Below are 25,689 nucleotides of genomic sequence, written 5' to 3' on the forward strand. Positions count from 1 at the left end.
CAGCGGGCGCCTTCGCTGTGCCAAAATCGAACGCAGTCCGATCCATGAAGCCTGCCTTGAAGTTGCGCCACACCGTTGCCGGGGGAATTTTGCTGCTCGCGGCGGTGAATGCCTTTGCGCTCACGCTGGGCAAGCCGCGCGGCGCCGTGCTGATCGGCCAGCCCTTGAATCTGGCGGTGCAGGTCCGGCTGGACCCGTCCGACGAGGTGTCCTCCGCCTGTTTCGAGGCCGATGTGTTCCACGCGGACAACCGTGTCAGCGGCACGCGCGTATCGGCCGTGTTCGAGCCGGGTACCGGCGCGGACGGGGTGGTGCGGGTGCGTTCGTCCGCCCTGGTGGACGAGCCCGTGGTTACGGTATACCTGCGCGCGGGTTGCAGCCAGAAGGTCACCCGCCGCTATGTGCTGCTGGCCGACATCCCCAGTGACTTGCAGGTGCCTGCACAGGCGGCTGCCGCGGCGGTGCAGGCGACGCCTGCTTCCCCCGCAGCCCCGGTAGCCCCCGCAGCGCCGCCCGTGGTGGTGATCCCGGGCCCCAGGGTCAGCGCCGCGGCGCCGGCAACGCAGGCTGCGGCCGCGCAGGCCGCAGCGCCGGCCCGTCAACGCCCCTCCAGGGCAAGCCCGGCACCCGCCAAAAGCGCTTCCGTCCGGCCCGCGCCGGCCAAGCCCGACAAGCCTGCGCGCGCGCCACGTCAGGCGCGCCTCAAACTCGAGCCCCTGGACCTGCTGGTCGAACGCGACCCCACGCTCAAGGCCACGGCCGAGATGCAGAACGTGCCCCCGGTCACGGACGAGCAGCGTGCCCAGGCGGCCGCCCTGTGGCGCGCCCTGAACGCCCAGCCCCAGGATGTGCTGCGCGACACGCAGCGCCTGCAGTCGCTGGAGGCCGACGTCAGGGGCCTGCGCGACCAGACCGTGAAGAACCAGGCCAGCCTGGGGGCCTTGCGTGCGCAGTTGCAGCAGGCCGAGAACGAGCGCTACGCCAATGGCCTGGTCTATGCCCTGGTGGTGGCGCTGGCCCTGATGCTGGCTCTCGCGGCCTATCTGTGGCAGCGCGGCCGCACCCGGGGGCTGGGCGGGCGCGACTGGTGGCGCCGCAGCCAGACGGCAGGCGGGGAGCTCGACGAACTCGATCCCGACTCACTGGTGGCGCCACTGTCACGGCCCGCGGCAGGCCCGGCCCAGCGGGCGGTGGCGCTGGATGTGGACCTGGACGTCGATGAGTCGATGTTCTCCACCCTCAAGGCCGCGCGGCCGGTCATCCCGGCGGCATCGCCGGCACCCGCCGCTGCGGCCCGCCGGCCGCCGGACTCGGGCCCGAATTCCGATTTCGTGGCCAGCGTGCCGGGCAGCGCGCGCGCGGTCAATGTCGAGGAGCTGTTCGACATCCAGCAGCAGGCGGATTTCTTCGTCTCGCTGGGGCAGCACGACCAGGCCATCGAGGTTCTCAGGAACCACATCGGCGACAACACACGGACCAGCGCGCTCACCTACCTGGACCTGCTGAAGATCTACCATTCCATCGGCCGCCGCGACGACTATGACCTGTTGCGCGACGACTTCAACAAGGTCTTCAACGCCCAGGTGCCGGTGTTTGATGCGTTCAGCGACCAGAGCAGCGGCCTGGAGGCCTATCACAACGCGCTGGCGCGCATCGAGGCCCTGTGGCCTTCGCCCAAGGTGCTGGAGATCATCGAGGAGTCGATCTTCCGCAAGCCCGACCAGGGCGGCGAAGCGTTCGATCTCGAAGCCTACCGTGAGCTGCTGCTGCTCTACGCCATGGCCAAGGACGTGGTGGAACGTGGCGGTGCCGCCGAGTTCGAGCTGTCGGGCGCAAGCCAGGGCGTGCGCGACTCGCAGCCATCGACAGGGTTTTCGCATACCAACATCCTGCCGCTGTCGGCCTCGCTGGACAGCCGGAACCGGGATTCCGTGCGCGACTCGCAGCCGGGCGATGAAGCCGCCGAGGACGCGCTCCCGGAAATCCCGCTGCCCAAGCCCTCGCCGCGGCTGGGCCTGGACATCGACCTGTCGGAGCCGGCCCCGCTGTCCTCAGCCTTTATGGAAATCGGCAGAGACGAGGCGCCGCCCCAGGAGCGGCCCGAACACCCGTCGCGCATCAGCGAGTCCGATTCCCAGGACAGTGACAAGCCGCAAGACAGCAACCTGATCGACTTTGACCTGTTCGACGCGGCCACCGAGCGCGACATCGCTCCCAAGCGGCCGCCGCGCCGTTGAGTCACGGCCCGGGGCACCGGCGCCTGCCTGACTAGCGTGCGTGGGTGCTGGTGTAGCGCGAAGCCCAGACGCTGGTGGCCATGGCCAACACCAGCCCCACAAAGCCCGCCCAGTGCAGCATGCCCATGTGGCCCTGGGCGATCAGCCAGCCGCCACTGGCAGCGCCCATGGCCTGGCCCGCGTACATGGCCGAGGTGTTGAGCGCGATCGAGCCGGCCGCAAGCGCGGGCGCAATGCCCACCAGCCGCGCCTGCTGGGCCGAGTTGGACGAAAAGCAGCCCAGTGCCCAGGGCACTGACACCAGCGCGGCCAGGACCAGGCTGGTGCCCAGCGGCCAGATCAGCAGGCTCAGCGCCATGCTGGCCACCCCGAGCAGCACGGCGCGCGGCGCGCCAATGCGGTCGATGTGGCGCGACATGAGCACGTTGCCCGCAAAGCCAAAGGCGCCAAACCACATGAACAGCAGGCTCAGCTGCAGCGGCGTGATGCCGATGCTGGCCTTGTAGTACGGCGCGAAGTACGAGAACAGCACGAACTGGCCAGCCGAATACAGCGTGGTCACCGCGATGCACAGCATCAGCGCCCGGGACTGCAGGGTCTCCTTCCAGGCGGCGCGCGACAGCGCCGGCGGTTTGACGCCATCGGGCATGGCGCGCCAGACCCACACGGCGCTGATCAGGCTGAGCAGGCCGACCAGCGCGAAGGCACTGCGCCAGCCCCAGGTGCCACCGACCAGCGCACCCAGCGGCATGCCCAGCACCGAGGCCACGGACCAGCCCAAAAACACGAAGGTGATGGCGCGCCCGCGCTGCTCGGCCGGCACCAGCAGGCCAACGCAGGCTGCGGCCTGCGGCGTGAAAATGGCCGGCGACATCACGGCCAGCACCCGCACCGGCAGCAGCGTGCCGAAGCTGGGCATGGCCACGCAGGCCAGGTGCAGCGCGCCATACCAGAGCATCGACAGGGCCAGCAGCCGGCGCCGGTCCCAGCCGGCCACCACGGCGGCGAACAGCGGGGCACCCAGGCACATCATCAGGGCCGCCGCCGAGATCAGCTGGCCCGCCGTGGCCACCGACACCTGCAGCGAGGTGCTGATTTCATTGAGGGTGCCCGGCACGATCATCACGCCGGTGCCGATCACGAAATTGCCGAACAGCAAGGCCCAGAGGACGCCGGGCATGGGAGGGGATGCGGCCAGATTGCCGTTGGTGCTCATGAGTGGAAGCCCCGCGGGGCCAGGGGAAGTGCGCTCAGCGCCGCACTTGCAATGCGCCGGGATTCACGATGTTGGTCGGAGTGCCCTTGATGAAGTTGACCACATTATCAAAGGCCGCGCCGAAGTACAGCTCAAAGCTCTCCTGCTCGACGTAGCCGATGTGGGGCGTGCAGATGCAGTTCTCCAGCCGCAGCAGGGCGTGGCCCTGCAGGATGGGCTCGCTCTCGAACACATCGAGCGCCGCCATGCCCGGGCGCCCCCGGTTCAGCGCCACCAGCAGCGCGTCATGCTCGAGCAGCTCGGCGCGCGAGGTGTTGACGAACAGCGACGTGGGTTTCATGCGTGACAGGTCCTCGAGCGTCACGATGCCCGCGGTCTCCTCGTTCAGCCGCAGGTGCAGCGACAGCACGTCGCTGTTGGCAAACAGTTCCTCCCGGCTCTGCGCCACCTGGTGGCCGTCGGCTACCGCCTTCTCGCGCGAAGCAGGACGGCCCCAGACCATCACGTTCATGCCGAAGGCCTCGCCATAGCCGGTGATCATCTGGCCGATTTTTCCGTAGCCCCAGATGCCCAGCGTCTTGCCCTTGAGCACGGTGCCCAGGCCGAAGTTGGGCGGCATCGAGGCGTTCTTCAGGCCCGACTGCTGCCAGCCGCCGTGCTTGAGCATGCTGATGTACTGCGGCAGGCGCCGCGCGGCCGCCATGATCAGTGCCCATGTCAGTTCCGCCGGGGCCACGGGCGACCCCACGCCCTCGGCCACGGCAATGCCGCGCTCGGTGCAGGCGGTCACGTCAATGTGGGAACCCACGCGGCCCGTCTGGGCGATCAGCTTGAGGCGGGGCAGCTTCTCGATCAGCTGGCGTGTGAGATGCGTGCGCTCGCGGATCAGCACGATCACGTCGGCATCGCGCAGCCGAACCGAGAGCTGGCCAATGCCCTTGACGGTGTTGGTGTAGACCTTGGCCGGGTAGGCTTCGAGCTTGCTGGCGCACTGCAGCTTGCGCACGGCATCCTGGTAATCGTCGAGGATCACAATGTTCATGGCCTGATTGTGCCTTGCGCGCACCATAAAGACCCCGCCAGCAAGCATCGGGCCACGCCGCTACGATGGCGACCCCGAACATCCGATTCTTCAGGAGTTTTTCATGACCATTTCGATGTCGTCAGCCACCCTGCCGACCGTCCAGCAGATGCTGGGCAACCTGAGCCACCTGCTGGACAAGGCCCAGGCCCATGCCGACGCGAAAAAATTCGACCCGATCGCCCTGACTCAGTTCAGGCTGGCGCCCGACATGCTGCCCTTCACGCGCCAGATCCTGATTGCCTGTGACGGCGCCAAGAACGGCGTGGCGCGCCTGTCAGGCGTGGAGGCCCCGAAATTCGACGACACGGAAACCACGCTGGCCGAACTCAAGGCGCGCATCCAGAAAACGCTGGACTACCTTGCCAGCGTGCCGGCCGACAAGCTCGACGGCACCGAGGACAAGGACATCACCTTCCCGGTGGGCCGCGAGACCACCCGCACCATGAAGGGCGAGGCCTACCTCAAGCACTGGATGCTGCCCAACTTCTTCTTCCATGTGACCATGGCCTACGCCATCCTGCGCCACAACGGCGTGGAACTGGGCAAGGCCGATTACCTGGCGGGCAAGCGGGCCGCTTGACGCAAGGCAAGGCCGGGGCTCAGGGCCGGCGCGTGCGCGCCTCGAGCGCGGCCAGCCGGTCCAGCTCGGCGCAGACGTCGGCCATGCGGCCCGAAATCACCAGGCGGTTGCCCGCCGTGGCGGCGCGGCCCGTGGGCCTGTCCATGACACGCACCACGCGCAGCGGCCGGTGCACCTGAGGGCAGGCACCTTTGGGGGCGCCAGTGCGCGCGGGGCGGGCATGGTGCGCTATGGAAACAGGAGCAGACGCCGGTGCCGGGCGGGTCTGCGCGGGCGCGCTCACCGGCGACAGCAGCCAGCCCAGCAGGTCCTGCAGGGGGGTGAAAAATCCGTGAACGGCTGAAAGTGCGATTCCCATGTGGAACTCCTTGGGGCAAGAGGTTGAACACAGGCAGGATTTCGAACCGGGCCTTGCCGCAGGGTGATGGCTCTTGCAGCCATACGCCCGCCACCTGCGGCAGCCCCTTGCGTGACAGCAGATTTACATGAGCATGGTGTTGCGGATCAGGCCCACGGCGAGGCCCTCGATCTCAAAGGCTTCGCCGGGCTCGACAATGATGGTCTGGTAGTCGGGGTTTTCGGCGTGCAGCTCGATCAGGTGCTTGTTGCGCCGGAAACGCTTGACAGTGACTTCTTCACCCAGCCGGGCCACGACGATCTGGCCGTTCTTGGCCTCGCGGGTGGACTGGACGGCCAGCAGGTCGCCGTCCATGATGCCGGCGTCGCGCATGGACATGCCGCGGACCTTGAGCAGGTAGTCGGGCTTGCGCTGGAACAGGCTGCTTTCGACGTAGTAGGTCTGGTCGACATGCTCCTGCGCGAGAATGGGCGAACCCGCCGCGACCCGGCCGACGAGGGGCAGGGCGAGCTGGGCCAGGCTTTGCAGGGGCAGGGAAAACTGCTTGATGCGCGATTCATGGATGGAGCGCAGGGTGTCGCTTTTGAGCCGGATGCCGCGCGAGGTGCCGCTGACCAGTTCGATCACGCCCTTGCGCGCCAGGGCCTGCAGGTGTTCCTCGGCGGCGTTGGCGGATTTGAAGCCCAGCTCGGCGGCGATCTCGGCGCGCGTGGGCGGCGCACCGGTGCGGGCGATGGCGCTCTGGATCAGGTCCAGAATCTGTTGCTGCCGGGCGGTGAGTTTGGGGCTTTCGATCATGGCGACTCCTTGGCAAGGCCGGTTGGTCACAGTGCGATTTACTGTCTTAATATCCAGTAACTGTATTTTTAACCAGTTTTTGAAAGTTTGCAAGTGAGCGGCAAGAAAATTGTGGTGCTCGGCACGGGCGGGACGATCGCGGGCACGGCCAGCGAGGCTGGCGACAACATTGGCTACACCGCGGCGCAGGTGGGCGTGGCGCAGCTGCTGGCGGCCATTCCGCAGATGCGCCACCAGCCCGTGGTGACCGAGCAGGTGGCCCAGGTCGACAGCAAGGACATGGAGCACGCGCTGTGGCAGCAACTGGCCCTGCGCTGCGACCACTGGCTGCGCCAGGACGATGTACAGGGTCTTGTGATCACCCACGGCACCGATACGCTGGAGGAAACGGCGTACTTCCTGCAGGCGGTGCTGCAGCCGGCCAAGCCGGTGGTGCTGACCTGCGCCATGCGCCCCTCGACGGCGCTGGTGCCCGACGGCCCGCAGAACCTGCTGGATGCCTGTGCGGTCGCGGCCTGGCCCGGCGCGAGCGGGGTGGTGGCGGTGTGTGCGGGCTCGGTGCACGGCGCGCTGGACGTGCAGAAGGTTCACACCTACCGTCTTGACGCGTTTGGCTCGGGAGATGCCGGGCCGCTGGGCTATGTCGAGGAAGGCGCCCTGCGCCTGGTGCGAAACTGGCCGGAAGTCCAGGCCAGCCGGCCATTGCATGCTATGGAAAAGCTAGCAAACCTCAAGGCCTGGCCGCGCGTGGAAATCGTCATGAGCCATGCTGGCGCGGGGGCGGGACTGGTTCAGGCGCTGGCGGCGCAGGGGGTCGATGGCATCGTGGTGGCCGGCACCGGCAATGGCAGCCTGCACCGGGTGCTGGAAGCGGCCCTGGTCGAGGCCCAGGCCCGCGGCGTGCAGGTGGTCTGCGCCACACGCTGCCCCAATGGCCGCGTCCTGCCGAAGCCGGCGGATGCGTTCCGTGATTCGGCGGGCCTGTCGCCCGTCAAGGCCCGCATCGCGCTGATGCTGGCCTTGATGGATTGAGTGCGGCGCGCTCCGGCGGCCTCGGCCCGCTTCAGGCCGAGAGGGCCTGCAGCGCGCGCGCCGTGATGTCTTCGACCGTGCCGGTGCCGTTGATGGCGCGGTATTTGGGTGCGCCGGCCGGGTCGGCCTTGGCCCAGCTGGAGTAGTAATCCACCAGCGGGCGGGTCTGGGCGCTGTAGACCTCCAGCCGCTTCTTGACGGTTTCTTCCTTGTCGTCGTCGCGCTGGATCAGGGGCTCGCCCGTGACGTCGTCCTTGCCTTCCACCTTGGGCGGGTTGAACTTGACGTGGTAGATGCGGCCCGAGGCCGGGTGCGAACGCCGTCCGCTCATGCGCTCGATGATGGCGTCAAACGGCACATCGATCTCCAGCACGTAGTCGAGCTTGACACCGGCCTGCTTCATCGCGTCGGCCTGCGGGATGGTGCGCGGAAAGCCGTCAAACAGGAAGCCCCTGGCGCAGTCCGGCTGGGCCAGGCGCTCCTTGACCAGGCCGATGATGATGTCGTCGCTGACCAGGGCGCCCGAGTCCATGACGGCCTTGGCCTGCAGGCCCAGCGGGGTGCCGGCCTTGACGGCGGCGCGCAGCATGTCGCCGGTGGAAATCTGGGGGATGCCGTATTTCTGGCAGAGGAACGCGGCTTGCGTGCCTTTGCCGGCGCCGGGTGCGCCCAACAAAATCAGTCTCATGGAAGTCCTCGGATAGTGTGAAATCGGCGTGCGCTGCAGACGCCAGGCAACCCAGCGGCGCCATCGCGCATCATTGGGCAGAGGATAGCATGTGAGTCCTTGGCGCCCGCTTACAGGGCGGCCGGGCCGTTTTCAGGCCTGGAACAGGGCCCGGACGCGCGCCAGGTCTTCCGGGGTGTCCACCCCGATGCCGGGCGCCTGATCGGTCACATGAACCGCGATGCGGTGGCCGTGCCAGAGCGCGCGCAGCTGCTCCAGGGCTTCACTGATTTCCATCGGAGCCTGGGGCAACGCTGGAAATTGCCGCAGGAAGCCAACGCGATAACCGTAGATGCCAACGTGACGCAGCGGCCTGGGCTCGGGCAGGGTGGTGATGCCCTGGGCAAAGCCATCGCGCCACCAGGCGATCGGGGCACGGCTGAAGTACAGCGCCAGGCCCTGGGCGTCGGTGACCACCTTGACCACGTTGGGGTTGGCAAAGTCGGCCGCGCTGTCGATGGCATGGGCCGCGGTGCTCATGCTGGCCTGCGGCCGCGCATCCAGCAGGCGGGCCACCGCATCGATCAGCGCCGGGTCGATCAGGGGCTCGTCGCCCTGCACGTTGACCACCTTGCCGTCGTCGGGCAGGCCGAGCAGGGCGCAGGCTTCGGCCAGCCGGTCGCTGCCCGAGGGGTGGTCTTCTCGGGTCAGCACCGCGTCCACGTGGTGCTGGCTGCAGGCGCTGACGATGGCCGGGCTGTCGGCCGCCACCACCACCCGACTGGCCGACGACTGGCTGGCGCGCTGCGCCACCCGCACCACCATGGGCAGGCCCGCGATGTCGGCCAGTGGCTTGTCGGGCAGGCGGGTCGAGGCCCGCCGCGCCGGGATCAGGACGGTGAAGCTCATCCGGCCAGCGGGGTGCGCGCGGGCAGCTGGTCGATTTCCTCGTCGCTGAGGGTGCGGGCCTCGGCCTCCAGCATGATGGGGATGCCGTCGCGCACCGGGTAGGCCAGCCGCGCGCTGCGCGAGACCAGTTCGTTCTTCTCGCGGTCCAGCAGCAGCGGCCCCTTGGTCACGGGGCAGACCAGCAGTTCAATCAGTTTGGCGTCCATGGGCGGATGATAGCTTTGCATCGAGCAGTTGATCGAGCCGCGCCAGCAGCGCGCCATCCAGCGTGACCTCCAGCGGCACGGCCCAGGCGTCAGGGCGGCGTTGCCACAGCTTGACGGCGTCTTTTTCGGTGCAAATCAGGCTGGAGTCCAGGCTCCACGGCCCTTTATCGCTATCAAAATCATAGTGATCGGTCAGCGCGGTGGTGCTGGCCAGGGTCAGGCCCCGGGCCCGCAGCATGTCAAAGAAGGCCTCGGGGTGGGCGATGCCGGCCAGCGCGTGCAGCGGCTGGCCGCCCAGCGCGGCCAGCGCCAGGCGGGTGCCGTCAGCGCGCACGGCCTCACTGGCCAGTGCGCGGTGGGCCTGAAAGCCGCCGAATGCGGGCCGGCGGCCGGTGTGCACCACCAGGTCCACCGGGCGTGGCCAGGGTTCGCGCAGCGGGCCGGCCGGCAGCAGGAAGCCGTTGCCGATGCCGCCATCGTCAAAAACGCACAGCTCGATGTCACGCCCCAGCGCCAGGTGCTGCAGCCCGTCGTCGCTCACGATCACGTCGGTGGCCGGGTAGGCCGCCAGCAGCATCTGGGCCGCCTGCGGGCGCCGCGCGGCCACGAAAACCGGCGCGCCGGTGTTGCGGGCGATCAGCAGCGCTTCATCGCCCACCTCGCCGGGCAGGGAGCTGGCGAAGACCTCGCGGCAGTCCGCCGCATGGCGCCCGTAGCCGCGCGAGACCACGCCTGGGCGCAGGCCGCGCGCCTGCAGGTGGCGCACCAGCGCCATGGTGACCGGGGTCTTGCCGGAGCCCCCCGCCACCACATTGCCAACCACGACGACCGGCACCGCCAGGCGCTGGGTGCGGGCCAGGCCGCTGCGGTAGGCCAGCCGGCGCAGCGCCACCAGGGCGGCGTAGAGCAGGGACAGCGGCCACAGCCACCAGGCCAGGGGGCCGCGGCGGGTCCAGGCGCGCAGCAGGGCCTGCTGCACGGCCGCCATGGCTCAGCGGCCGCCGGCCTGGGCCGAGGACTGGGTGGCGAAGGTGATCTGCGTCAGGCCCGAGCGGCGGGCCGCCTCCATCACGGTGATGACGGCCTGGTGCGCGGTGCTGGCGTCGGCGCTGATGATGACCACGCTGTCCTTGCCGGCCTTGGCGGCTTCCACCAGCGCCATCGACACCGCCTCGACACTGCGGCCGCTCACGGGGGTCTTGTTGACGCTGTAGCGGCCGTCGGCGCCGACCGCGACGATCACTTCCTTGGGGTAGTCGCGCTGGGCATCCACATCGGCCACCGGCAGCTTGAGCTGCATCTCGGTGAACTTGCTGTAGGTGGTGGACAGCATCAGGAAGATCAGCACCACCAGCAGCACGTCGATGAACGGGATCAGGTTGATCTCGGGCTCTTCCTTCTTGCGCGGACGGAAGTTCATCGGGGGTCAGCCCTTGCGCAGGCCGTTCAGGTGGCGCACAAAGCGCTCGGCCGCCAGCTCCAGCGTCAGCAGGTACTCGTCGACCCGGGCACGGAAGTAGCGCCAGAAGATCAGGGTGGGAATGGCCACGATCAGGCCGAACGCGGTGTTGTACAGCGCAATCGAGATGCCATGCGCCAGCTGGGCGGGGTTGCCGCCCGTGGTGCCGCCGGTGGGCGACTGCGAGCCGAAAATCTCGATCATGCCGATCACGGTGCCCAGCAGGCCCAGCAGGGGCGCCGCCGACGCGATGGTGGCCAGCGCGCTCAGGTAGCGCTCCAGCCGGTGCGCGACGGCCCGGCCGGTGCCCTCCATCTGCGCGCGCAGGTCGGCCTCGGTGCAGCGCGGGTCGGAGTTGATGGCCCGGAAGCCGCTGGCCAGCACCTCGCCCAGTGCCGAGTTCTGCTCCAGCTGCGTGACGACATCGGGTGTGGGCACGGCGGTGCGGGACACGGCGAGGGCCTCGTCGAGCAGCTTGGGGGGCGCGATCCGGGCGGTTTTGAGGCTGATGAAGCGCTCGATGACGAGGGCCAGCGCCAGGATGGAGCAGGCGACCAGGGGCCAGATGGGCCAGCCTGCGGCTTGTATGATCGAAAACAAAAGGGTGTCTCCGCGGGAAAAGAGGCGATGAAACGGGTACGGCGCGCTGGTGATTATGGCCTACGCGCCAAGGCATCCCGATGACGCCGGGGCGCTGGCGGCCCATGCTCACACCAGGCCCGGCCACCCACAGAAATTGTGGATAACTTTGTGCAGAAGGTGGCCCGGGTGGGCCGCCAGCCCGCGCCAATGCGTCAACGTGACAGATCGATGACAAATTGAGCAGGAAAATAATCAATGAAATCAACAGCTTGCTCCGAAAAATCAGCGTTTCCCCGGATTTGTCGCCCAAACGCAGGGTCTGGCGCGCTTCTGTGGACTAAATGGCCCTCCCGATACCGTGGGAAAGCCCGGATTTGCTGATGGTGAACACGCTGAGCCCAGGCATGGCGCCACGAATCTGGCAGGTTGGCGCGCTATGCCGCGCCATTGCTGATGCGCTGGAAGCGCGCTTCAACCCCGTGGCGGTCCGCGGGGAGATTTCGGGTTTCTCGCGCGCCTCCAGCGGGCATTGCTATTTCTCGCTCAAGGACGAGCAGGGGCAGATCCGCTGCGCCATGTTCCGCCGCGCCGCCGGGCTGCTCGACTTTGCGCCGCGCGACGGCGAACTGGTCGAGGTGCGAGGCCGGCTGGGCGTCTACGAGGCGCGCGGCGACCTGCAACTGATCGTGGAGTCACTCACCCGGGCCGGGCAGGGCGCGCTGTTCGAGCAGTTCCTGCAGCTCAAGGCCCGGCTGGAGGCCGAGGGCCTGTTTGACAGCGCCCGCAAGCGGCCGCTGCCCCTGATGCCGCGCGGCATCGGCCTGGTGACCTCGCTGGGCGCGGCGGCGTTGCATGACGTGGTCAGCGCGCTGCGGCGGCGGGTGCCGCATGTGCCCGTGGTCATCGCGCCCGCGGCCGTGCAGGGCGGGCAGGCGCCCGCGGAGCTGGTCAAGGCGCTATCAAATCTGTATCAGCTGGCGCAGGCGGGGCAAGGACTGCAGCCTGGTGGGGCACCCCACATCGACCTGATCCTGCTGGTGCGCGGCGGCGGGTCGATGGAAGACCTCTGGGCCTTCAATGACGAGCGGCTGGCCCGCACCATCGTGCAAAGCCCCGTGCCTGTGGTGTGCGGCGTGGGCCACGAGACCGACTTCACCATTGCCGACTTCTGTGCCGACCTGCGGGCGCCCACGCCCACCGCGGCCGCCGAGCTCGCGGCCCAGCCGCGCGATGTCTGGCTCGGTGCACTGGCCCAGATGGGGCAGCGGCTGGGCGACGCCACGTGGCGCCGGATCGATGCGCAGGCGCAGCGGGTGGATTCGGCCGCGTCGCGGCTGGGCCGGCCCTCGGGCCTGGTGGCGCGCCAGCAAATGCGGCTGGCCCGCCATGCCGAGCGCCTGCGTTACGGCGCGCGCGAGCATCTGCAACGCCGGCGTGTTGCCGGGGAAAACCTTCAGGAGCAACTGCGCGACCGAGTGGCCGACACATTGCGGCGTTCCGGCGAACAGCTGGACCGCGCCCAGCTCAGGCTGTCCCTGATGGACCCCAAGCTGGTGCTGCAGCGCGGCTATGCGCTGCTGACCGACGCCGAAGGCGCCGCCGTGACCCGGGCCGGCCAGACCCATGCGGGCCAGGCGCTGCGTGCAACCCTTGCCGATGGCGAGGTTGATCTTGCCGTGTTACACCAGCGGCTGATTTAGTTTCCTACAATCGATTTTTTCAGACCAACAAACCCACGAGGAAAACCATGGAACACACCCTGCCTCCGCTGCCCTACGCGATTGACGCGCTGGCGCCGGCCTATTCGAAAGAAACGCTCGAATTCCACCACGGCAAGCACCACAACGCCTATGTGGTGAACCTCAACAACCTGCAAAAGGGCACCGAGTTTGAAAGCATGACGCTGGAGGAAATCATCAAGAAATCCAGCGGCGGCATCTACAACAACTCGGCCCAGATCTGGAACCACACCTTCTTCTGGAACTGCATGAAGCCCGCCGGCGGCGGTGAGCCCTCGGACGCGCTGGCCGCGGCCATCAATGCCAAGTGGGGCAGCTACGCCGCCTTCAAGGAGGCCTTCGTCAAGTCGGCCGTGGGCAACTTTGGTTCCGGCTGGACCTGGCTGGTCAAGAAGCCCGACGGTTCCGTGGACATCGTCAACACCGGCGCCGCCGGCACCCCGCTGACCACCGCCGACAAGGCCCTGCTCACCGTGGACGTCTGGGAGCACGCCTACTACATCGACTACCGCAACCTGCGCCCCAAGTTCGTCGAGGCCTTCCTCGACAAGCTCGTGAACTGGGGTTTTGCCGAAGCCAACTTCGCCTGAAGCCCGCTGCACAGCAAAAAGCCGACCCGCGGGTCGGCTTTTTTCATGGGCGGGCCTGAAAAAGACGGCTCAGCGTCTGGACTCAAACGGCTTGCCGCCCAGCTTGAAGCCGGCCTTGATCCCTTTTTTGGCAAACCAGCCCTGGTTCATCTCCAGCACAAAGCGCACGGGCTGGGTGGAGCAATGCGAATCGGTGGTTTGCGGCTTCATGTCGGCCAGGTTGACGATGGTGCCGTCGTCGGCCACAAAGGCGGCGGTCAGCGGCAGCAATGTGTTCTTCATCCAGAAGCACTGGACCGACGGCTGCTCGAACACGAACAGCATGCCTTCATGCTGGGGCATGGCCTTGCGGAACATCAGGCCGATGCTGCGCTGTTCGGGGGTCAGGGCCACCTGGGCGTCGATCTGGTGGATGTCGGCGCGCAGCTTGACACGGGGCAGGTCCATTTGCGCGTCTTGCGCCATGGCGGCGGCCGTGCAGGCGGTGAGCAGGGCGGTACCCAGCAAGCAGAGGAATTTATTCATGGCCATGCATTTTGCGGCAACCAAGAAAAATGCCCGCGCAGGGCGGGCATTTCACTGAAAAGGCCTGGGATCAGGACTTCTTTTCTTCGGTCTTCTCGGCCTTGGCCTTCTTGGCAACCTTCTTCTTGGCGGCCTTCTTTTCAGCCTTGGCGGCGGCCTTCTCGGCCTTCATGGCGGCTTTGTCTTCCTTCTTTTCTTCCATCTTGGCGACGGGGGCAGCGGCCGGAGCAGCGGCGGCGGCCGCGGGCTTGGCTTCTTCCTTCTTGGCGGCGGGAGCGGCGGCTTGGGCAAACACGCCAACGGAGAACAGACCGGCGATCAGGGCAGCGATGAGCTTGTTCATTTCAGAGTCCTTAGGTGAAGTTACTTTTTCGAAAAATTCCTCCCAACTATCGGAAGGCCCATCCGTAACGGCGGCGGTTTACGGCCGGTTGACAGCCGGCTCCAAATATTTTTGAAGCTAGAATCCTAGGGTTTTGCCTAACCTGCTGAAACCCTGCCTTTCAGCGTTCAACGGAGACGTTTTTCCATGTACCAGCACATCAAGGTGCCCGCCGAAGGCCAGAAAATCACCGTCAATGCCGACACGTCGCTCAACGTGCCGGACCAGCCCATCATCCCGTTCATCGAAGGCGACGGCACGGGCCTGGACATCACGCCCGTGATGCTGAAGGTGGTGGACGCGGCCGTGGCCAAGGCCTACGGCGGCAAGAAGAAGATCCACTGGATGGAAGTCTATGCCGGTGAAAAGTCGACCAAGGTCTATGGCCCCGACGTCTGGCTGCCCCAGGAAACCCTGGACGTGGTGCGTGAGTACGTGGTCTCCATCAAGGGCCCGCTGACCACCCCCGTGGGCGGCGGCATCCGCTCGCTGAACGTGGCGCTGCGCCAGGAACTGGACCTGTATGTCTGCCTGCGCCCCATCCAGTACTTCAAGGGCGTGCCCTCGCCCGTGAAAGAGCCGGAAAAGACCAACATGGTCATCTTCCGCGAGAACTCCGAGGACATCTACGCGGGCATCGAGTTCGAAGCCGAGTCCGACAAGGCCAAGAAGCTCATCAAGTTCCTGCAGGAGGAGATGGGCGTCAAGAAGATCCGCTTCCCCAACACCTCCGGCATTGGCGTCAAGCCGGTCTCGCGCGAGGGCACCGAGCGCCTGGTGCGCAAGGCCCTGCAGTACGCCATCGACAATGACAAGCCCAGCGTGACCATCGTGCACAAGGGCAACATCATGAAGTTCACCGAAGGCGGCTTCCGCGACTGGGCCTATGGCCTGGCGCAAAAGGAATTCGGCGCCGAGCTGATCGACGGCGGCCCGTGGTGCAAGTTCAAGAACCCCAAGACCGGCAAGGACATCGTGGTCAAGGACAGCATCGCTGACGCCTTCCTGCAGCAGATCCTGCTGCGTCCGGCCGAGTACAGCGTGGTCGCCACGCTCAACCTCAACGGCGACTACGTGTCTGACGCGCTGGCCGCGCAGGTGGGTGGCATCGGCATTGCCCCGGGCGCCAACCTCAGCGACACCGTCGCCATGTTTGAAGCCACCCACGGCACGGCGCCCAAGTACGCTGGCAAGGACTATGTGAACCCCGGCTCCGAAATCCTGTCGGCCGAGATGATGCTGCGCCACATGGGCTGGATCGAAGCCGCTGACCTGATCATCAGCTCGATCGAAAAATCGATCGCCAGCAAGAAGGTCACCTATGACTTCGCGCGCCTGATGGATGGTGCCACGCAGGTAAGCTGCTCGGGCTTTGGCCAGGTGATGATCGACAACATGTGATGGCAAGGCAGCCCGGCGCTGCCTGCTGACGCAACAAAGCCGCCCCGGGATGGCCTGCGGGCGGCTTTTTATTTGCGGAGCCTGGCGTGCCTCAGGCCTGCTTGGAACCCATCAGTTCGCCCTGCAGCGCGGCATGAAACTGGGGTGCCCGCACCCTGGAGGGCCTGGCGGGCTGGCGGCTGGCCGCCGGTAGCCGCGCAGCGTCGGCCTCGGGCAAGCCGGCTTCTGCCAGAATGTTCTGCGCCAGCTGGCCCTTGGGCCCGTCGGTGAGTTCAAAACTCACGCGCGAACCCTGCTTGAGCGTTTTGAAGCCCTCCATCGCGATGGAGGAGAAATGCGCAAAGACATCGGGGCCGCCCCCGTCAGGCTCGATGAAGCCGAAGCCTTTTGCGTCGTTGAACCATTTGACTGTTCCGCTTGCCATTGTTCGGTCCCCGCTGTCCCTCAAACCCCATTGAGTGTGAGGGAATAGGGGCCGGAATGTCAACATTTTCACGAACTAAAGTTTAGGGGCCGCGCGCTTTCGTGCCTGTGACCACAGGAAAAAAGGCAGCTGGACCACGATGGCGGGCTGTCGCTTGAATGTGACGGTTCCGTCACCATTTCAGCTGCATGGTGCAGCGCGTAATGCTGCTCGATAGAATGAAATTCATGGCAACGAAAACCCCCTCCAAACCACCGGCGCCTCACAACAAGCCGGCACGCGGGGATGACGGCGGCTCGGTGGTCCTGGAGCGACGGACCCAGAAGACCAAGCCGCCGCAGATGTACCAGGTCCTCATGCTCAATGATGACTACACCCCGATGGAGTTCGTGGTGGTGGTGATCCAGGAGTTTTTCAACAAGGACCGGGAAACCGCGACGCAGATCATGTTGAAAATCCACCTGGACGGCAAGGCGGTGTGCGGTGTCTATTCAAGGGACGTTGCCGCCACCAAGGTGGATCAGGTGAGGGAAGCAGCCAAGGAAGCAGGGCATCCGCTGCAATGTGTCAGTGAACCCATTGAATAAACCCGGGTCACACCGAAGTAGAGTTGAGTTAACAGCAAGGCAGAAGGAAGTCACATGATTGCCCAGGAATTGGAAGTCAGCCTGCACATGGCCTTTGTCGAGGCCCGGCAGCAACGCCACGAGTTCATCACGGTGGAGCATCTGCTGCTTGCCCTGCTGGACAACCCGAGCGCCGCAGAGGTCCTGCGTGCGTGCTCGGCCAATATTGACGATCTTCGCAAGTCGCTCGCCAACTTCATCAAGGACAACACGCCACAAGTGGCGGGCACCGACGACGTGGACACCCAGCCCACGCTGGGCTTCCAGCGGGTGATCCAGCGCGCCATCATGCATGTGCAGTCCACCGGCAACGGCAAGAAGGAAGTCACCGGCGCCAACGTGCTGGTCGCCATCTTTGGCGAGAAGGACTCGCACGCCGTGTACTACCTGCACCAGCAGGGCGTGACGCGCCTGGATGTGGTCAACTTCATTGCCCACGGCATCAAGAAGAGCGATCCGCCCGAGCCCGCCAAGAGCGGCGAGGCCGCGGCCAGCGAAAACGAAGAGGGCGCCGAGAAGTCTGAAAAGGCCTCGCCGCTCGAGCAGTTCACCCAGAACCTCAACCAGCTGGCCAAGGACGGCAAGATCGACCCGCTGATCGGCCGCGAGTACGAGGTCGAGCGCGTGATCCAGATCCTGTGCCGCCGCCGCAAGAACAACCCGCTGCTGGTGGGCGAGGCCGGCGTGGGCAAGACCGCCATTGCCGAGGGCCTGGCCTGGCGCATCACGCAGAAGGATGTGCCCGAAATCCTGGCCGAATCGCACGTGTATTCGCTGGACATGGGCGCGCTGCTCGCGGGCACCAAGTACCGCGGTGACTTTGAGCAGCGCCTCAAGGGCGTGCTCAAGTCGCTCAAGGACAAGCCCAATGCCATCCTGTTCATCGACGAGATCCACACGCTGATTGGCGCGGGTGCGGCCTCGGGCGGCACGCTGGATGCGTCCAACCTGCTCAAGCCCGCGCTGTCCAGCGGCCAGCTCAAGTGCATTGGCGCGACCACCTTCACCGAGTACCGCGGCATCTTCGAGAAAGACGCTGCGCTGTCACGCCGCTTCCAGAAGGTGGACGTGGTCGAACCCACGGTGCAGGAGACGGTTGAAATCCTCAAGGGCCTGAAGTCGCGCTTCGAGGAGCACCACAGCGTCAAGTACGCCGCAGCCGCCCTGCAGGCCGCGGCCGAGCTCAGCGCCAAGTACATCAACGACCGTCACCTGCCTGACAAGGCGATCGACGTGATCGACGAAGCCGGCGCCGCCCAGCGCATCCTGCCGGTGAGCAAGCGCAAGAAGACCATCTCCAAGACCGAGGTGGAAGAGATCGTCGCCAAGATCGCGCGCATTCCGCCGGCCAATGTGTCCAACGACGACCGCGGCAAGCTGCAGACGCTGGAGCGCGACCTCAAGAGCGTGGTGTTCGGCCAGGACAAGGCGCTTGAGGTGCTGGCCGGCGCCGTCAAGATGGCGCGCTCGGGCCTGGGCAAGGGCGACAAGCCGATTGGCTCGTTCCTGTTCAGCGGCCCCACCGGCGTCGGCAAGACCGAAGCCGCCAAGCAGCTGGCCTACATCATGGGCATTGACCTGATCCGCTTCGACATGTCGGAGTACATGGAGCGCCATGCCGTGAGCCGCCTGATCGGCGCGCCGCCCGGCTATGTGGGCTTTGACCAGGGCGGCCTGCTGACCGAGGCCGTGACCAAGAAGCCGCATTGCGTGCTGCTGCTCGACGAAATCGAGAAGGCCCACCCGGACATCTTCAACGTGCTGCTGCAGGTCATGGACCACGGCACGCTGACCGACAACAACGGGCGCAAGGCCGACTTCCGCAACGTCATCATCATCATGACGACCAATGCGGGCGCCGAGACCATGAACAAGGCCACCATCGGCTTCACCAACCCGCGTGAGGCGGGTGACGAGATGGCCGACATCAAGCGCCTGTTCACGCCCGAGTTCCGCAACCGCCTGGACGCCACGGTGAGTTTCAAGGCGCTCGACGAGACCATCATCCTGCGCGTGGTCGACAAGTTCCTGCTGGTGCTCGAGACCCAGCTGGCCGAGAAGAAGGTGGAGGTGACCTTCACCGACACCCTGCGCAAGCACCTGGCCAAGAAGGGCTTCGACCCGCTGATGGGCGCGCGCCCGATGCAGCGGCTGATCCAGGACACCATCCGCCGCGCGCTGGCCGACGAGCTGCTGTTCGGCCGGCTCACCGATGGCGGCCGGCTCACGGTCGACATCGAGGTCAAGACCGACGACAAGGGCGTCGAGACCTCCGAGGTCATGCTGGACATCCAGCCGCTGCCCAAGAAGGAGGGCCGGGCCAAGCCCGAAGCCGAGGAAACCACGGCGGGCTGATGGCCGCCTGACTTCAGCGGCGCCTCTGGGCACCGCTGGCATCCCGGAAGGTTGGTAGCATCAAGCTGCCAACCTTTTCCTTTTTATGACCTCACGCACCTTCTTCTGGCACGACTACGAAACCTTTGGTGCCGAAGTGCGGCGCGACCGGCCGGCCCAGTTCGCCGGCATCCGCACCGACGAAGCGCTCAATGAAATCGGCGAGCCGCTCATGCTGTACTGCCAGCCCGCGCCCGACTTTCTGCCCAGCCCCGAAGCCTGCCTGATCACGGGCATCACGCCCCAGGTGTGCCTGGAACGCGGCATGCCCGAGCACGAGTTTGCGGCGCGCATCGAGCAGGCCCTGGCCGAACCCGGCACCATTGGCGTGGGCTACAACAGCATCCGGTTCGATGACGAGGTCACGCGCTTCATGTTCTGGCGCAATCTGATTGACCCGTATGCGCGCGAGTGGCAGAACGACTGCGGCCGCTGGGACCTGCTGGACGTGGTGCGGCTGACCTACGCGCTGCGGCCCGAGGGCATTGAATGGCCCCGGCACCCCGATGGCCGGCCCAGCTTCAAGCTCGAGGACCTGACCCGGGCCAATGGCCTGGCTCATGAAGCCGCCCACGACGCGCTGTCTGACGTGCGTGCCACCATTGCCTTGGCCCGCCTGATCCGGCAAAAGCAGCCCAAGCTGTTCGAGTTCGCCCTGCGCCTGCACCGGAAGCTGGACGTGGCCGCCGAGCTGGGCTTGCCCACCACGCAGGCCCATGCCAAGCCGTTCCTGCATGCCTCGGGCATGTTTCCGCCCGAGCAGGGCTGCCTGGCCGTGATGTGGCCGCTGGCCACCCACCCCACCAACAAGAACGAGTTGCTGGCCTGGAACCTGGCCTACGACCCCAGCGAGTTGCCCTTGCTGGACGCGCCCACCCTGCGCACGCGCCTGTTCACCCGCCCCGCAGACCTGCCCGAAGGCATGACGCGGCTGCCCGTCAAGAGCGTGCACCTGAACAAGTCGCCCATGGTGGTGGGCAACCTCAAGACGCTGCAACCCGCGACCGCCGCCAAATGGTCCATCGATCTCGACCAGGCCATGCGCCACGCGGCCATTGCGCGCGACCTGCCCGACATGAGCGCCATCTGGGCCGAAGTTTTCAAACGCCCCGTTGAAGATTCCCCCCCGGATGTGGACGAAGATCTTTACGGCGGCTTCGTGGGCAACGCCGACCGCCGCCGGCTCGAGCAGCTGCGCAGGCTGTCGGGCGCCGAACTGGCCACGGCCCGCACCGGGTTTGACGACGCCCGGCTTGAGGAGATCCTGTTCCGCTACCGCGCGAGAAACTTCGCCGACACGCTCAACCCCGATGAAGCCGCGCGCTGGGAAGCGCATCGCGCGGCGCGCCTGCTTGAAGGCGAGGGCGGAGCGCGCAACATTGACGGCTTCCTGGCCGAAATCGAGACGCTGTCCGCATCCGCGAACGAGCGGGCAGAAGCCCTGCTGGCCGCGCTGCAGGACTATGCAGAGGCCATCGTGCCTCAGGCCTGACCGCCTCAGGGCGCGGCGAACGCCGCCCGCAGGGCCTCCACCCGCGCGCGGTTCACGCCGCGGTCCCCGTGACCGAGCCGGCTGGCCGAGCGCACGTGGATCACCTTGGCCGTGTCATCCAGCAGCAGTTCCAGGTCGTCGGTGAAGCCAAGAAGGCGGGTGCTGCACTGGGCATACAGGTACACCGGCGTCTGCTCCACCACCACGGTGCGCGGCAGCGCCCTCACAGCCTGGGCGGCACGGGCAAAGGCGGCTGGCCCGTCGCCCTGGTAAGCCAGCGGCGCGATATCGGCATAGGCCCTGAACCGATGGTCCGGATAGAGCGAGGCCTGGCTGCTCACGCTGTTGGGGCGGTTCGCCGGGGGCTTCAGCCGGCCTTCCTTGACGCCCAGATCGGAGGGGACCCGTCCCTTGAGCAGGCCCAGCTGGCCAGCCACCAGCAGCATGACCAGCAGGCCAGCCACCAGCACCACAACGAGTTTCAGGGCAGTGATCATGATTTCTCCTGGATGGAATGGGTCAAATGTTGCGTTGCACCATAAACGGTCAATCAGCCTGTCAAATGCACTACCTTGGTAGTCATTGCCGCCCAAAACCCGGTGGCGGATGCTGGTTCTGCTGTTTATAGATGGATTTTCGATGGCACGGTAAATGCTTCTACTCCCCCATCAAGCCAACGGCGGCCTGATCAGGGCACAGCGAACCAGTTCGCGAGCCCACTGACTCGAACGGATAAAGGCGTCCATTTCTGCTCCTCAATTGAGTTGAGGAGCAGGGTGGGCGCTTTTTTTTGGCTTCAATTTTCTGACCTAAGGAGTGCTTGCATGGCTTATCTTGTGCCTTCAGAGTTTGTGACGAAGATGGTGGACGCTGGGGAATCCAAAATCTTCATGTCCACCAAGGACACGCTCATCCGGGCCTACATGGCGGGGGCCATCCTGGCGCTGGCCGCCTGGTTTGCCGTGACCATCAACGTGCAGACCGGCCAGCCGCTGCTGGGTGCCGTGCTGTTCCCGGTGGGGTTCTGCATGCTGTATCTGCTGGGCTTTGACCTGCTCACCGGCGTGTTCGTGCTGGCCCCGCTGGCCTTGCTTGACAAGCGCCCGGGCGTCACTGTCGCCGGTGTGCTGCGCAACTGGGGACTGGTGTTCACCGGCAACTTTGCAGGCGCCTTCACGGTGGCTGTGATGATGGCCATTTACGTGACCTTCGGCTTCACGACCGAGCCCAACGCGGTGGGCAAGGCCATCGGCCACATCGGCGAAGGCCGCACGCTGGGGTACCAGGCGCACGGTGCAGCCGGCATGCTCACGCTGTTCATCCGGGGCATGCTGTGCAACTGGATGGTGGCCACGGGCGTGGTTGGCGCCATGATCTCCACGCATGTTAGCGGCAAGGTGATTGCGATGTGGATGCCAATCATGCTGTTCTTCTACATGGTGTTCGAGCACTCCATCGTGAACATGTTCCTGTTCCCCTCGGGCCTGCTGCTGGGCGCGAACTTCACGTTCATCGACTACCTGCTGTGGAACGAAATCCCCACGGTGCTGGGCAACCTGGTGGGCGGCCTCGCGTTCACCGGCCTCACGCTGTACGCCACCCACGTCAAGACCAGCCCCCGCCGCGTTGCCGCCTGATCACGGGCGACAATCCCGCAGCGCCAGCCTCTGACGGGGCTGGCGCTTTTTGACATGACGCATGGCCAATGAACTGAACATCTCGGCGGGGCAGCATTCCGACAAGGGCCGCAAGGAAAGCAACCAGGACTTTCACGGCCTGTGCGTGCCTGCACCGCCGCAGCTTGGCAGCAAGGGCATTGCCATTGCACTGGCCGATGGCATCAGCAGCAGCCAGGTCAGCCATGTGGCCAGCCAGGCGGCCGTGGCGGCCTTTCTTGAAGACTACTACTGCACTTCGGACGCCTGGTCCGTCAAGACCTCGGGCGAGCGCATCCTGAGTGCCACCAACTCGTGGCTGCACTCACAAGGCAGGCTCAGCCAGTACCGCCATGACCCAGACCGCGGCTACGTGTGCACGCTGAGTGCACTGGTCATCAAGTCGGCCACCGCGCACCTGTTTCACATTGGGGATTCGCGCATCTACCGGTTGCGCGCCGGTGCACTCGAGCAACTCACCACGGACCACCGGCTGCAGGTCAGCCCTGAACAAAGCTACCTCAGCCGCGCGCTCGGTGCCGGGCCGCAGTTGGAGGTGGACTACCAGGCGCTGGACATCGAGCGTGGCGACATCTTCGTGCTGGCCACCGATGGCGCCTATGAAGGCTGGGACGCCGCGGACGTGGTTCGCACTGTGGAGGTGCATGCGGCAGACCTGGATGCGGCCGCCCGGGCCATCGTGCAGGCGGCTTTTGACCGTGGCAGCACCGACAACCTCACGGTGCAGATCGTGCGGGTCGACAGCCTGCCCGACCCCCAGCCCAATGAGCTGTACCGACAGCTCAGCGGCCTGCCGTTTCCGCCCATTCTTTCGCCCCGCGCCGAATTTGACGGCTACCGCATCATCCGCGAGCTGCGCGGCAGCAGCCGCAGCCACATCTACCTGGCCGAGGACATGGAGACCGGCCAGGTGGTTGTCATCAAGACCCCGTCCATCGACCTGCAGAACGACCCCGCCTACGTCGAGCGCTTTTTGCTGGAGGAGTGGGTGGCGCGGCGCATCAACAGCGCGCATGTGCTCAAGCCGTGCCCGCAGACGCGCCAGCGCCACGCCATCTATGTGGCCACCGAGTTCATTGACGGACAGACGCTGACCCAGTGGATGATCGACAACCCGCGGCCCGACCTTGAAACCGTGCGCGGCCTGGTGGAACAGATCGCCCGCGGGCTGCAGGCCTTTCACCGGATGGACATGCTGCACCAGGACCTGCGGCCCGAAAACATCATGATTGACGCCACCGGCACGGTGAAGATCATCGACTTCGGCTCCACCCGTGTGGCCGGCCTGGTGGAATCTGCCGCGCCGGGCGCGCGCGAAGACATCCTGGGCACCTTGCAATATGCCGCGCCCGAATACTTTCTGGGTGAAACGGGCACGCCGCGCTCGGACCTGTTCTCGCTGGGCGTCATCACCTACCAGATGCTCAGCGGGCGCCTGCCGTATGGCGCCGAGGTGTCCCGGGCCCGCAGCCGCGCCGCGCAGAACAAGCTGGTCTATGACCCGGTGCTGGATGAGACGCGTGAGATCCCGGTGTGGATCGATGGCGTGCTGCGCCGGGCCGTGCACCCCAACCCGCTCAAGCGCTACGGCGAACTTTCAGAGTTTTTATACGACCTGCGCCACCCCAATCTCGAATTCCTCAGCCGCTCGCGCCCGCCGCTGATCGAGCGCAGCCCGGTGCTGTTCTGGAAAGGGCTGTCGCTGGTGCTGGCCGTGCTGGTGGTGGCGCTCATGGCGCTCCACGCGTTTCGCTGACGCGCCGCCTCCAGGCGGCGCCAGGAGGCGTCACTGCGCCGTGAGCAAGGCCCAGTGCGCCGCCGACACGGGCGTGATCGACAGCCGGTTACCCTTCTTCAGCACCAGCAGGTCGGCCAGCTCGGGGCGGGCCCGCAGCGCAGGCAGCGTGATCACGGGCAGCTTGCGCAGCACCTGCACGTCCACCAGGCACCAGCGCGGTGCCTCGGGCTTGGAGGCCGCGTCGTAGTAGGGCGATTGCGGGTCAAACTGCGTCGGGTCGGGGTAGGCGGCCGATGCCACCCGGGCAATCCCCACCACGCCGGGCACGGCGCAACTGGAGTGGTAGAACAGCACGCCGTCGCCGATGCGCATCGCATCGCGCATGAAATTGCGGGCCTGGTAGTTGCGCACGCCCACCCAGGGCACCGTGGCGTTGGGCGCGGCCAGCGCGTCGTCCACCGAGCATTCTTCGGGCTCGGACTTCATCAGCCAATGGTTCATGCTCGGGATGTCTCCAAAGTCAGGGTCCGAAGATTACCAGCGCACGGGAAACCGGTCTACGTTCCTAGAATGCAGGGCATGACCCAATCCCTTCTCAAGGTCGCCGTGATGGGCGCCGGCGCCGTGGGCTGCTACTACGGCGGCATGCTGGCCCGTGCCGGACACTCCGTGGTGTTGATCGCGCGGCCACAACACGTGGACGCCATGGCCCGTGACGGCCTGCGCATGGAAACCCGTAGCTTTGACGAGCAGGTGCGGCTGGGTGCGAGCCCTGATGCCAGTGCGGTGCAGGGTGCCCACCTGGTGCTGTTCTGCGTCAAGTCCACCGACACCGAGGCCGCAGGCGCGCAAATCCGCCCCCACCTGGGGCCCAACACCCTGGTGCTGTGCCTGCAAAACGGCGTGGACAACGCCGACCGGTTGCGCACCGTGTTGCCCGGGCATGCCGTGGCCGCGGCCGTGGTCTATGTGGCCACCGAAATGGCGGGCCCGGGCCACGTCAAACACCATGGGCGCGGCGAACTGGTGATCGAGCCCGTGGCGGGCGCCAGCGCCAGCCAGGCCGCCGCGCAGGCGCTGATCGCGGCTGGCGTGCCCACCGATATCTCAGACAACGTGCGCGGCGCGCTGTGGTCCAAGCTCATCCTCAACTGCGCGTACAACGCCGTCTCGGCCATTGCCCAGCGACCCTATGGCGAAACGGCGGTGGGCGAGGGCGTGCAGGACGTGATGGCCGACGTGGTGGCCGAATGCCTGGCCGTGGCACGGGCCGAGGGCGTGCAACTGCCGGGCGACATCCACGCGGCCATCCGAAAGATTGTCGAAACCATGCCCGCCCAGTTCTCGTCCACCGCGCAGGACCTGGCACGCGGCAAGCGCAGCGAGATCGACTACCTCAACGGCCTGATCGTGCGGCGCGGCCAGGCGCTGGGCATTGCCACGCCCGCCAACCGCGTGCTGTGGGCGCTGGTGAAGCTGATTGAGAGCAAGGCGGCCGCGAAGCCACGGGCAACGCGGTAACCGGCGTAGGTGTTTTTCTTAAGTCGATGGAGGAAATCGCCTGAAGTGTGGCC

Annotated in this window: 27 protein-coding genes; 12 read left to right on the forward strand and 15 right to left on the reverse strand. The window is 66.2% G+C overall.

The genetic code is table 11. The annotated features are described in order from the left end of the window. Positions 1–44: 44 nt before the first annotated feature. The gene (locus KF796_11995; protein MBX3587353.1) at positions 45–2,237 is read left to right on the forward strand and encodes a hypothetical protein; all 2,193 of its coding nucleotides are present in this window, start codon (positions 45–47) and stop codon (positions 2,235–2,237) included. A gap of 31 nt (positions 2,238–2,268) precedes the next feature. Here the strand turns inward: KF796_11995 and KF796_12000 are convergent, their stop codons facing one another. Together KF796_12000 and KF796_12005 are read right to left on the reverse strand one after the other, a co-directional pair. After that, on the reverse strand, positions 2,269–3,417 hold the full coding sequence (locus KF796_12000) for an MFS transporter (protein MBX3587354.1): 1,149 nt from the start codon (positions 3,415–3,417) through the stop codon (positions 2,269–2,271). A 70-nt stretch (positions 3,418–3,487) separates the two neighbouring features. After that, the gene (locus KF796_12005; GenBank protein ID MBX3587355.1) at positions 3,488–4,495 is read right to left on the reverse strand and encodes a D-2-hydroxyacid dehydrogenase family protein; all 1,008 of its coding nucleotides are present in this window, start codon (positions 4,493–4,495) and stop codon (positions 3,488–3,490) included. Between the two features lie 103 nt (positions 4,496–4,598). On the opposite strand from KF796_12005, the gene KF796_12010 reads away from it, so the two are divergent. Continuing rightward, a complete protein-coding gene (locus KF796_12010; GenBank protein ID MBX3587356.1) occupies positions 4,599–5,117 on the forward strand; it encodes a DUF1993 domain-containing protein in 519 nt (172 codons plus the stop codon). A gap of 19 nt (positions 5,118–5,136) precedes the next feature. Here the strand turns inward: KF796_12010 and KF796_12015 are convergent, their stop codons facing one another. Both KF796_12015 and lexA read right to left on the reverse strand, forming a co-directional pair. After that, complete coding sequence (locus KF796_12015; GenBank protein ID MBX3587357.1) at positions 5,137–5,475, reverse strand: hypothetical protein; 339 nt, start codon at positions 5,473–5,475, stop codon at positions 5,137–5,139. 123 nt (positions 5,476–5,598) lie between these two features. Then, entirely contained in the window at positions 5,599–6,273 is a 675-nt protein-coding gene (gene lexA / locus KF796_12020) for a transcriptional repressor LexA (protein MBX3587358.1), read from the reverse strand. Positions 6,274–6,366: 93 nt separating this feature from the next. On the opposite strand from lexA, the gene KF796_12025 reads away from it, so the two are divergent. Further along, positions 6,367–7,305 carry an asparaginase gene (locus KF796_12025; protein ID MBX3587359.1) on the forward strand — a complete coding sequence of 313 codons (939 nt, stop codon included), beginning with the start codon at positions 6,367–6,369 and terminating at the stop codon, positions 7,303–7,305. 31 nt (positions 7,306–7,336) lie between these two features. Here KF796_12025 and adk read toward each other — a convergent pair whose 3' ends face one another. From adk to KF796_12055, 6 genes are all read right to left on the reverse strand, one after another. After that, on the reverse strand, positions 7,337–7,993 hold the full coding sequence (gene adk, locus KF796_12030) for an adenylate kinase (GenBank protein MBX3587360.1): 657 nt from the start codon (positions 7,991–7,993) through the stop codon (positions 7,337–7,339). A gap of 132 nt (positions 7,994–8,125) precedes the next feature. Continuing rightward, positions 8,126–8,881, reverse strand: coding sequence for a 3-deoxy-manno-octulosonate cytidylyltransferase (gene kdsB / locus KF796_12035; protein ID MBX3587361.1), 756 nt, complete (start codon positions 8,879–8,881; stop codon positions 8,126–8,128). Then, a complete protein-coding gene (locus tag KF796_12040; protein MBX3587362.1) occupies positions 8,878–9,087 on the reverse strand; it encodes a Trm112 family protein in 210 nt (69 codons plus the stop codon). The genes kdsB and KF796_12040 overlap by 4 nt, the downstream gene beginning before the upstream one ends. Then, entirely contained in the window at positions 9,068–10,075 is a 1,008-nt protein-coding gene (locus tag KF796_12045; GenBank protein MBX3587363.1) for a tetraacyldisaccharide 4'-kinase, read from the reverse strand. Before KF796_12045 ends, KF796_12040 begins: the two co-directional genes overlap by 20 nt. Positions 10,076–10,078: 3 nt before the next feature. Continuing rightward, positions 10,079–10,507, reverse strand: coding sequence for a biopolymer transporter ExbD (locus KF796_12050; protein ID MBX3587364.1), 429 nt, complete (start codon positions 10,505–10,507; stop codon positions 10,079–10,081). Between the two features lie 6 nt (positions 10,508–10,513). Beyond that, a complete protein-coding gene (locus KF796_12055; GenBank protein ID MBX3587365.1) occupies positions 10,514–11,146 on the reverse strand; it encodes a MotA/TolQ/ExbB proton channel family protein in 633 nt (210 codons plus the stop codon). A gap of 386 nt (positions 11,147–11,532) precedes the next feature. Between KF796_12055 and xseA the strand changes: the two genes are divergently transcribed. Together xseA and KF796_12065 are read left to right on the forward strand one after the other, a co-directional pair. Further along, on the forward strand, positions 11,533–12,828 hold the full coding sequence (gene xseA / locus KF796_12060) for an exodeoxyribonuclease VII large subunit (protein ID MBX3587366.1): 1,296 nt from the start codon (positions 11,533–11,535) through the stop codon (positions 12,826–12,828). 47 nt (positions 12,829–12,875) lie between these two features. Beyond that, positions 12,876–13,457: a superoxide dismutase [Fe] gene (locus KF796_12065; protein MBX3587367.1), complete on the forward strand. Its 582-nt coding sequence runs from the start codon at positions 12,876–12,878 to the stop codon at positions 13,455–13,457. Positions 13,458–13,526: 69 nt separating this feature from the next. Here KF796_12065 and KF796_12070 read toward each other — a convergent pair whose 3' ends face one another. Further along, complete coding sequence (locus KF796_12070) at positions 13,527–13,988, reverse strand: DUF192 domain-containing protein (protein ID MBX3587368.1); 462 nt, start codon at positions 13,986–13,988, stop codon at positions 13,527–13,529. 64 nt (positions 13,989–14,052) lie between these two features. Further along, positions 14,053–14,325, reverse strand: coding sequence for a hypothetical protein (locus KF796_12075; GenBank protein MBX3587369.1), 273 nt, complete (start codon positions 14,323–14,325; stop codon positions 14,053–14,055). A gap of 186 nt (positions 14,326–14,511) precedes the next feature. Here KF796_12075 and icd point away from each other — a divergent pair, with 186 nt between their 5' ends. Further along, a complete protein-coding gene (gene icd, locus KF796_12080; GenBank protein MBX3587370.1) occupies positions 14,512–15,765 on the forward strand; it encodes an NADP-dependent isocitrate dehydrogenase in 1,254 nt (417 codons plus the stop codon). Between the two features lie 91 nt (positions 15,766–15,856). Here the strand turns inward: icd and KF796_12085 are convergent, their stop codons facing one another. Then, positions 15,857–16,189 (reverse strand): cold-shock protein, encoded by a 333-nt coding sequence (locus KF796_12085; GenBank protein ID MBX3587371.1) that lies wholly within the window; start codon positions 16,187–16,189, stop codon positions 15,857–15,859. Positions 16,190–16,416: 227 nt separating this feature from the next. On the opposite strand from KF796_12085, the gene clpS reads away from it, so the two are divergent. The 3 genes from clpS to sbcB all read left to right on the forward strand — a co-directional run bounded on the left by clpS (position 16,417) and on the right by sbcB (position 20,701). Beyond that, positions 16,417–16,776, forward strand: coding sequence for an ATP-dependent Clp protease adapter ClpS (gene clpS, locus KF796_12090; protein ID MBX3587372.1), 360 nt, complete (start codon positions 16,417–16,419; stop codon positions 16,774–16,776). Between the two features lie 54 nt (positions 16,777–16,830). After that, positions 16,831–19,170 carry an ATP-dependent Clp protease ATP-binding subunit ClpA gene (gene clpA, locus KF796_12095; protein MBX3587373.1) on the forward strand — a complete coding sequence of 780 codons (2,340 nt, stop codon included), beginning with the start codon at positions 16,831–16,833 and terminating at the stop codon, positions 19,168–19,170. A gap of 85 nt (positions 19,171–19,255) precedes the next feature. Then, positions 19,256–20,701, forward strand: a complete 1,446-nt coding sequence (gene sbcB / locus KF796_12100; GenBank protein ID MBX3587374.1) for an exodeoxyribonuclease I — start codon at positions 19,256–19,258, stop codon at positions 20,699–20,701. 5 nt (positions 20,702–20,706) lie between these two features. Here sbcB and KF796_12105 read toward each other — a convergent pair whose 3' ends face one another. Continuing rightward, positions 20,707–21,198 carry a DUF1499 domain-containing protein gene (locus tag KF796_12105; GenBank protein ID MBX3587375.1) on the reverse strand — a complete coding sequence of 164 codons (492 nt, stop codon included), beginning with the start codon at positions 21,196–21,198 and terminating at the stop codon, positions 20,707–20,709. Between the two features lie 327 nt (positions 21,199–21,525). Here KF796_12105 and KF796_12110 point away from each other — a divergent pair, with 327 nt between their 5' ends. Then, positions 21,526–22,338, forward strand: coding sequence for a formate/nitrite transporter family protein (locus KF796_12110; protein MBX3587376.1), 813 nt, complete (start codon positions 21,526–21,528; stop codon positions 22,336–22,338). Positions 22,339–22,399: 61 nt separating this feature from the next. After that, the gene (locus tag KF796_12115; protein ID MBX3587377.1) at positions 22,400–24,133 is read left to right on the forward strand and encodes a bifunctional protein-serine/threonine kinase/phosphatase; all 1,734 of its coding nucleotides are present in this window, start codon (positions 22,400–22,402) and stop codon (positions 24,131–24,133) included. A 30-nt stretch (positions 24,134–24,163) separates the two neighbouring features. Here the strand turns inward: KF796_12115 and KF796_12120 are convergent, their stop codons facing one another. Further along, complete coding sequence (locus KF796_12120) at positions 24,164–24,616, reverse strand: EVE domain-containing protein (GenBank protein ID MBX3587378.1); 453 nt, start codon at positions 24,614–24,616, stop codon at positions 24,164–24,166. Between the two features lie 78 nt (positions 24,617–24,694). Between KF796_12120 and KF796_12125 the strand changes: the two genes are divergently transcribed. Continuing rightward, the gene (locus KF796_12125) at positions 24,695–25,636 is read left to right on the forward strand and encodes a 2-dehydropantoate 2-reductase (protein MBX3587379.1); all 942 of its coding nucleotides are present in this window, start codon (positions 24,695–24,697) and stop codon (positions 25,634–25,636) included. The last annotated feature ends 53 nt before the right edge of the window (positions 25,637–25,689 follow it).

The sequence above is a fragment of the Ramlibacter sp. genome, from assembly GCA_019635435.1.
Taxonomy (GTDB): Bacteria; Pseudomonadota; Gammaproteobacteria; order Burkholderiales; family Burkholderiaceae_C; genus JAHBZM01.

Bases quoted from the DNA above. Each gene is read 5' to 3' on its own strand.
- KF796_11995 (MBX3587353.1), top strand. From the start codon at position 45: ATGAAGCCTGCCTTGAAGTTGCGCCACACCGTTGCCGGGGGAATTTTG.
- KF796_12000 (MBX3587354.1), bottom strand. From the start codon at position 3,417: ATGCCCGGCGTCCTCTGGGCCTTGCTGTTCGGCAATTTCGTGATCGGC.
- KF796_12005 (MBX3587355.1), bottom strand. From the start codon at position 4,495: ATGAACATTGTGATCCTCGACGATTACCAGGATGCCGTGCGCAAGCTG.
- KF796_12010 (MBX3587356.1), top strand. From the start codon at position 4,599: ATGACCATTTCGATGTCGTCAGCCACCCTGCCGACCGTCCAGCAGATG.
- KF796_12015 (MBX3587357.1), bottom strand. From the start codon at position 5,475: ATGGGAATCGCACTTTCAGCCGTTCACGGATTTTTCACCCCCCTGCAG.
- lexA (MBX3587358.1), bottom strand. From the start codon at position 6,273: ATGATCGAAAGCCCCAAACTCACCGCCCGGCAGCAACAGATTCTGGAC.
- adk (MBX3587360.1), bottom strand. From the start codon at position 7,993: ATGAGACTGATTTTGTTGGGCGCACCCGGCGCCGGCAAAGGCACGCAA.
- kdsB (MBX3587361.1), bottom strand. From the start codon at position 8,881: ATGAGCTTCACCGTCCTGATCCCGGCGCGGCGGGCCTCGACCCGCCTG.
- KF796_12040 (MBX3587362.1), bottom strand. From the start codon at position 9,087: ATGGACGCCAAACTGATTGAACTGCTGGTCTGCCCCGTGACCAAGGGG.
- KF796_12045 (MBX3587363.1), bottom strand. From the start codon at position 10,075: ATGGCGGCCGTGCAGCAGGCCCTGCTGCGCGCCTGGACCCGCCGCGGC.
- KF796_12050 (MBX3587364.1), bottom strand. From the start codon at position 10,507: ATGAACTTCCGTCCGCGCAAGAAGGAAGAGCCCGAGATCAACCTGATC.
- xseA (MBX3587366.1), top strand. From the start codon at position 11,533: ATGGCGCCACGAATCTGGCAGGTTGGCGCGCTATGCCGCGCCATTGCT.
- KF796_12065 (MBX3587367.1), top strand. From the start codon at position 12,876: ATGGAACACACCCTGCCTCCGCTGCCCTACGCGATTGACGCGCTGGCG.
- KF796_12070 (MBX3587368.1), bottom strand. From the start codon at position 13,988: ATGGCCATGAATAAATTCCTCTGCTTGCTGGGTACCGCCCTGCTCACC.
- KF796_12075 (MBX3587369.1), bottom strand. From the start codon at position 14,325: ATGAACAAGCTCATCGCTGCCCTGATCGCCGGTCTGTTCTCCGTTGGC.
- icd (MBX3587370.1), top strand. From the start codon at position 14,512: ATGTACCAGCACATCAAGGTGCCCGCCGAAGGCCAGAAAATCACCGTC.
- KF796_12085 (MBX3587371.1), bottom strand. From the start codon at position 16,189: ATGGCAAGCGGAACAGTCAAATGGTTCAACGACGCAAAAGGCTTCGGC.
- clpS (MBX3587372.1), top strand. From the start codon at position 16,417: ATGGCAACGAAAACCCCCTCCAAACCACCGGCGCCTCACAACAAGCCG.
- clpA (MBX3587373.1), top strand. From the start codon at position 16,831: ATGATTGCCCAGGAATTGGAAGTCAGCCTGCACATGGCCTTTGTCGAG.
- sbcB (MBX3587374.1), top strand. From the start codon at position 19,256: ATGACCTCACGCACCTTCTTCTGGCACGACTACGAAACCTTTGGTGCC.
- KF796_12105 (MBX3587375.1), bottom strand. From the start codon at position 21,198: ATGATCACTGCCCTGAAACTCGTTGTGGTGCTGGTGGCTGGCCTGCTG.
- KF796_12110 (MBX3587376.1), top strand. From the start codon at position 21,526: ATGGCTTATCTTGTGCCTTCAGAGTTTGTGACGAAGATGGTGGACGCT.
- KF796_12115 (MBX3587377.1), top strand. From the start codon at position 22,400: ATGGCCAATGAACTGAACATCTCGGCGGGGCAGCATTCCGACAAGGGC.
- KF796_12120 (MBX3587378.1), bottom strand. From the start codon at position 24,616: ATGAACCATTGGCTGATGAAGTCCGAGCCCGAAGAATGCTCGGTGGAC.
- KF796_12125 (MBX3587379.1), top strand. From the start codon at position 24,695: ATGACCCAATCCCTTCTCAAGGTCGCCGTGATGGGCGCCGGCGCCGTG.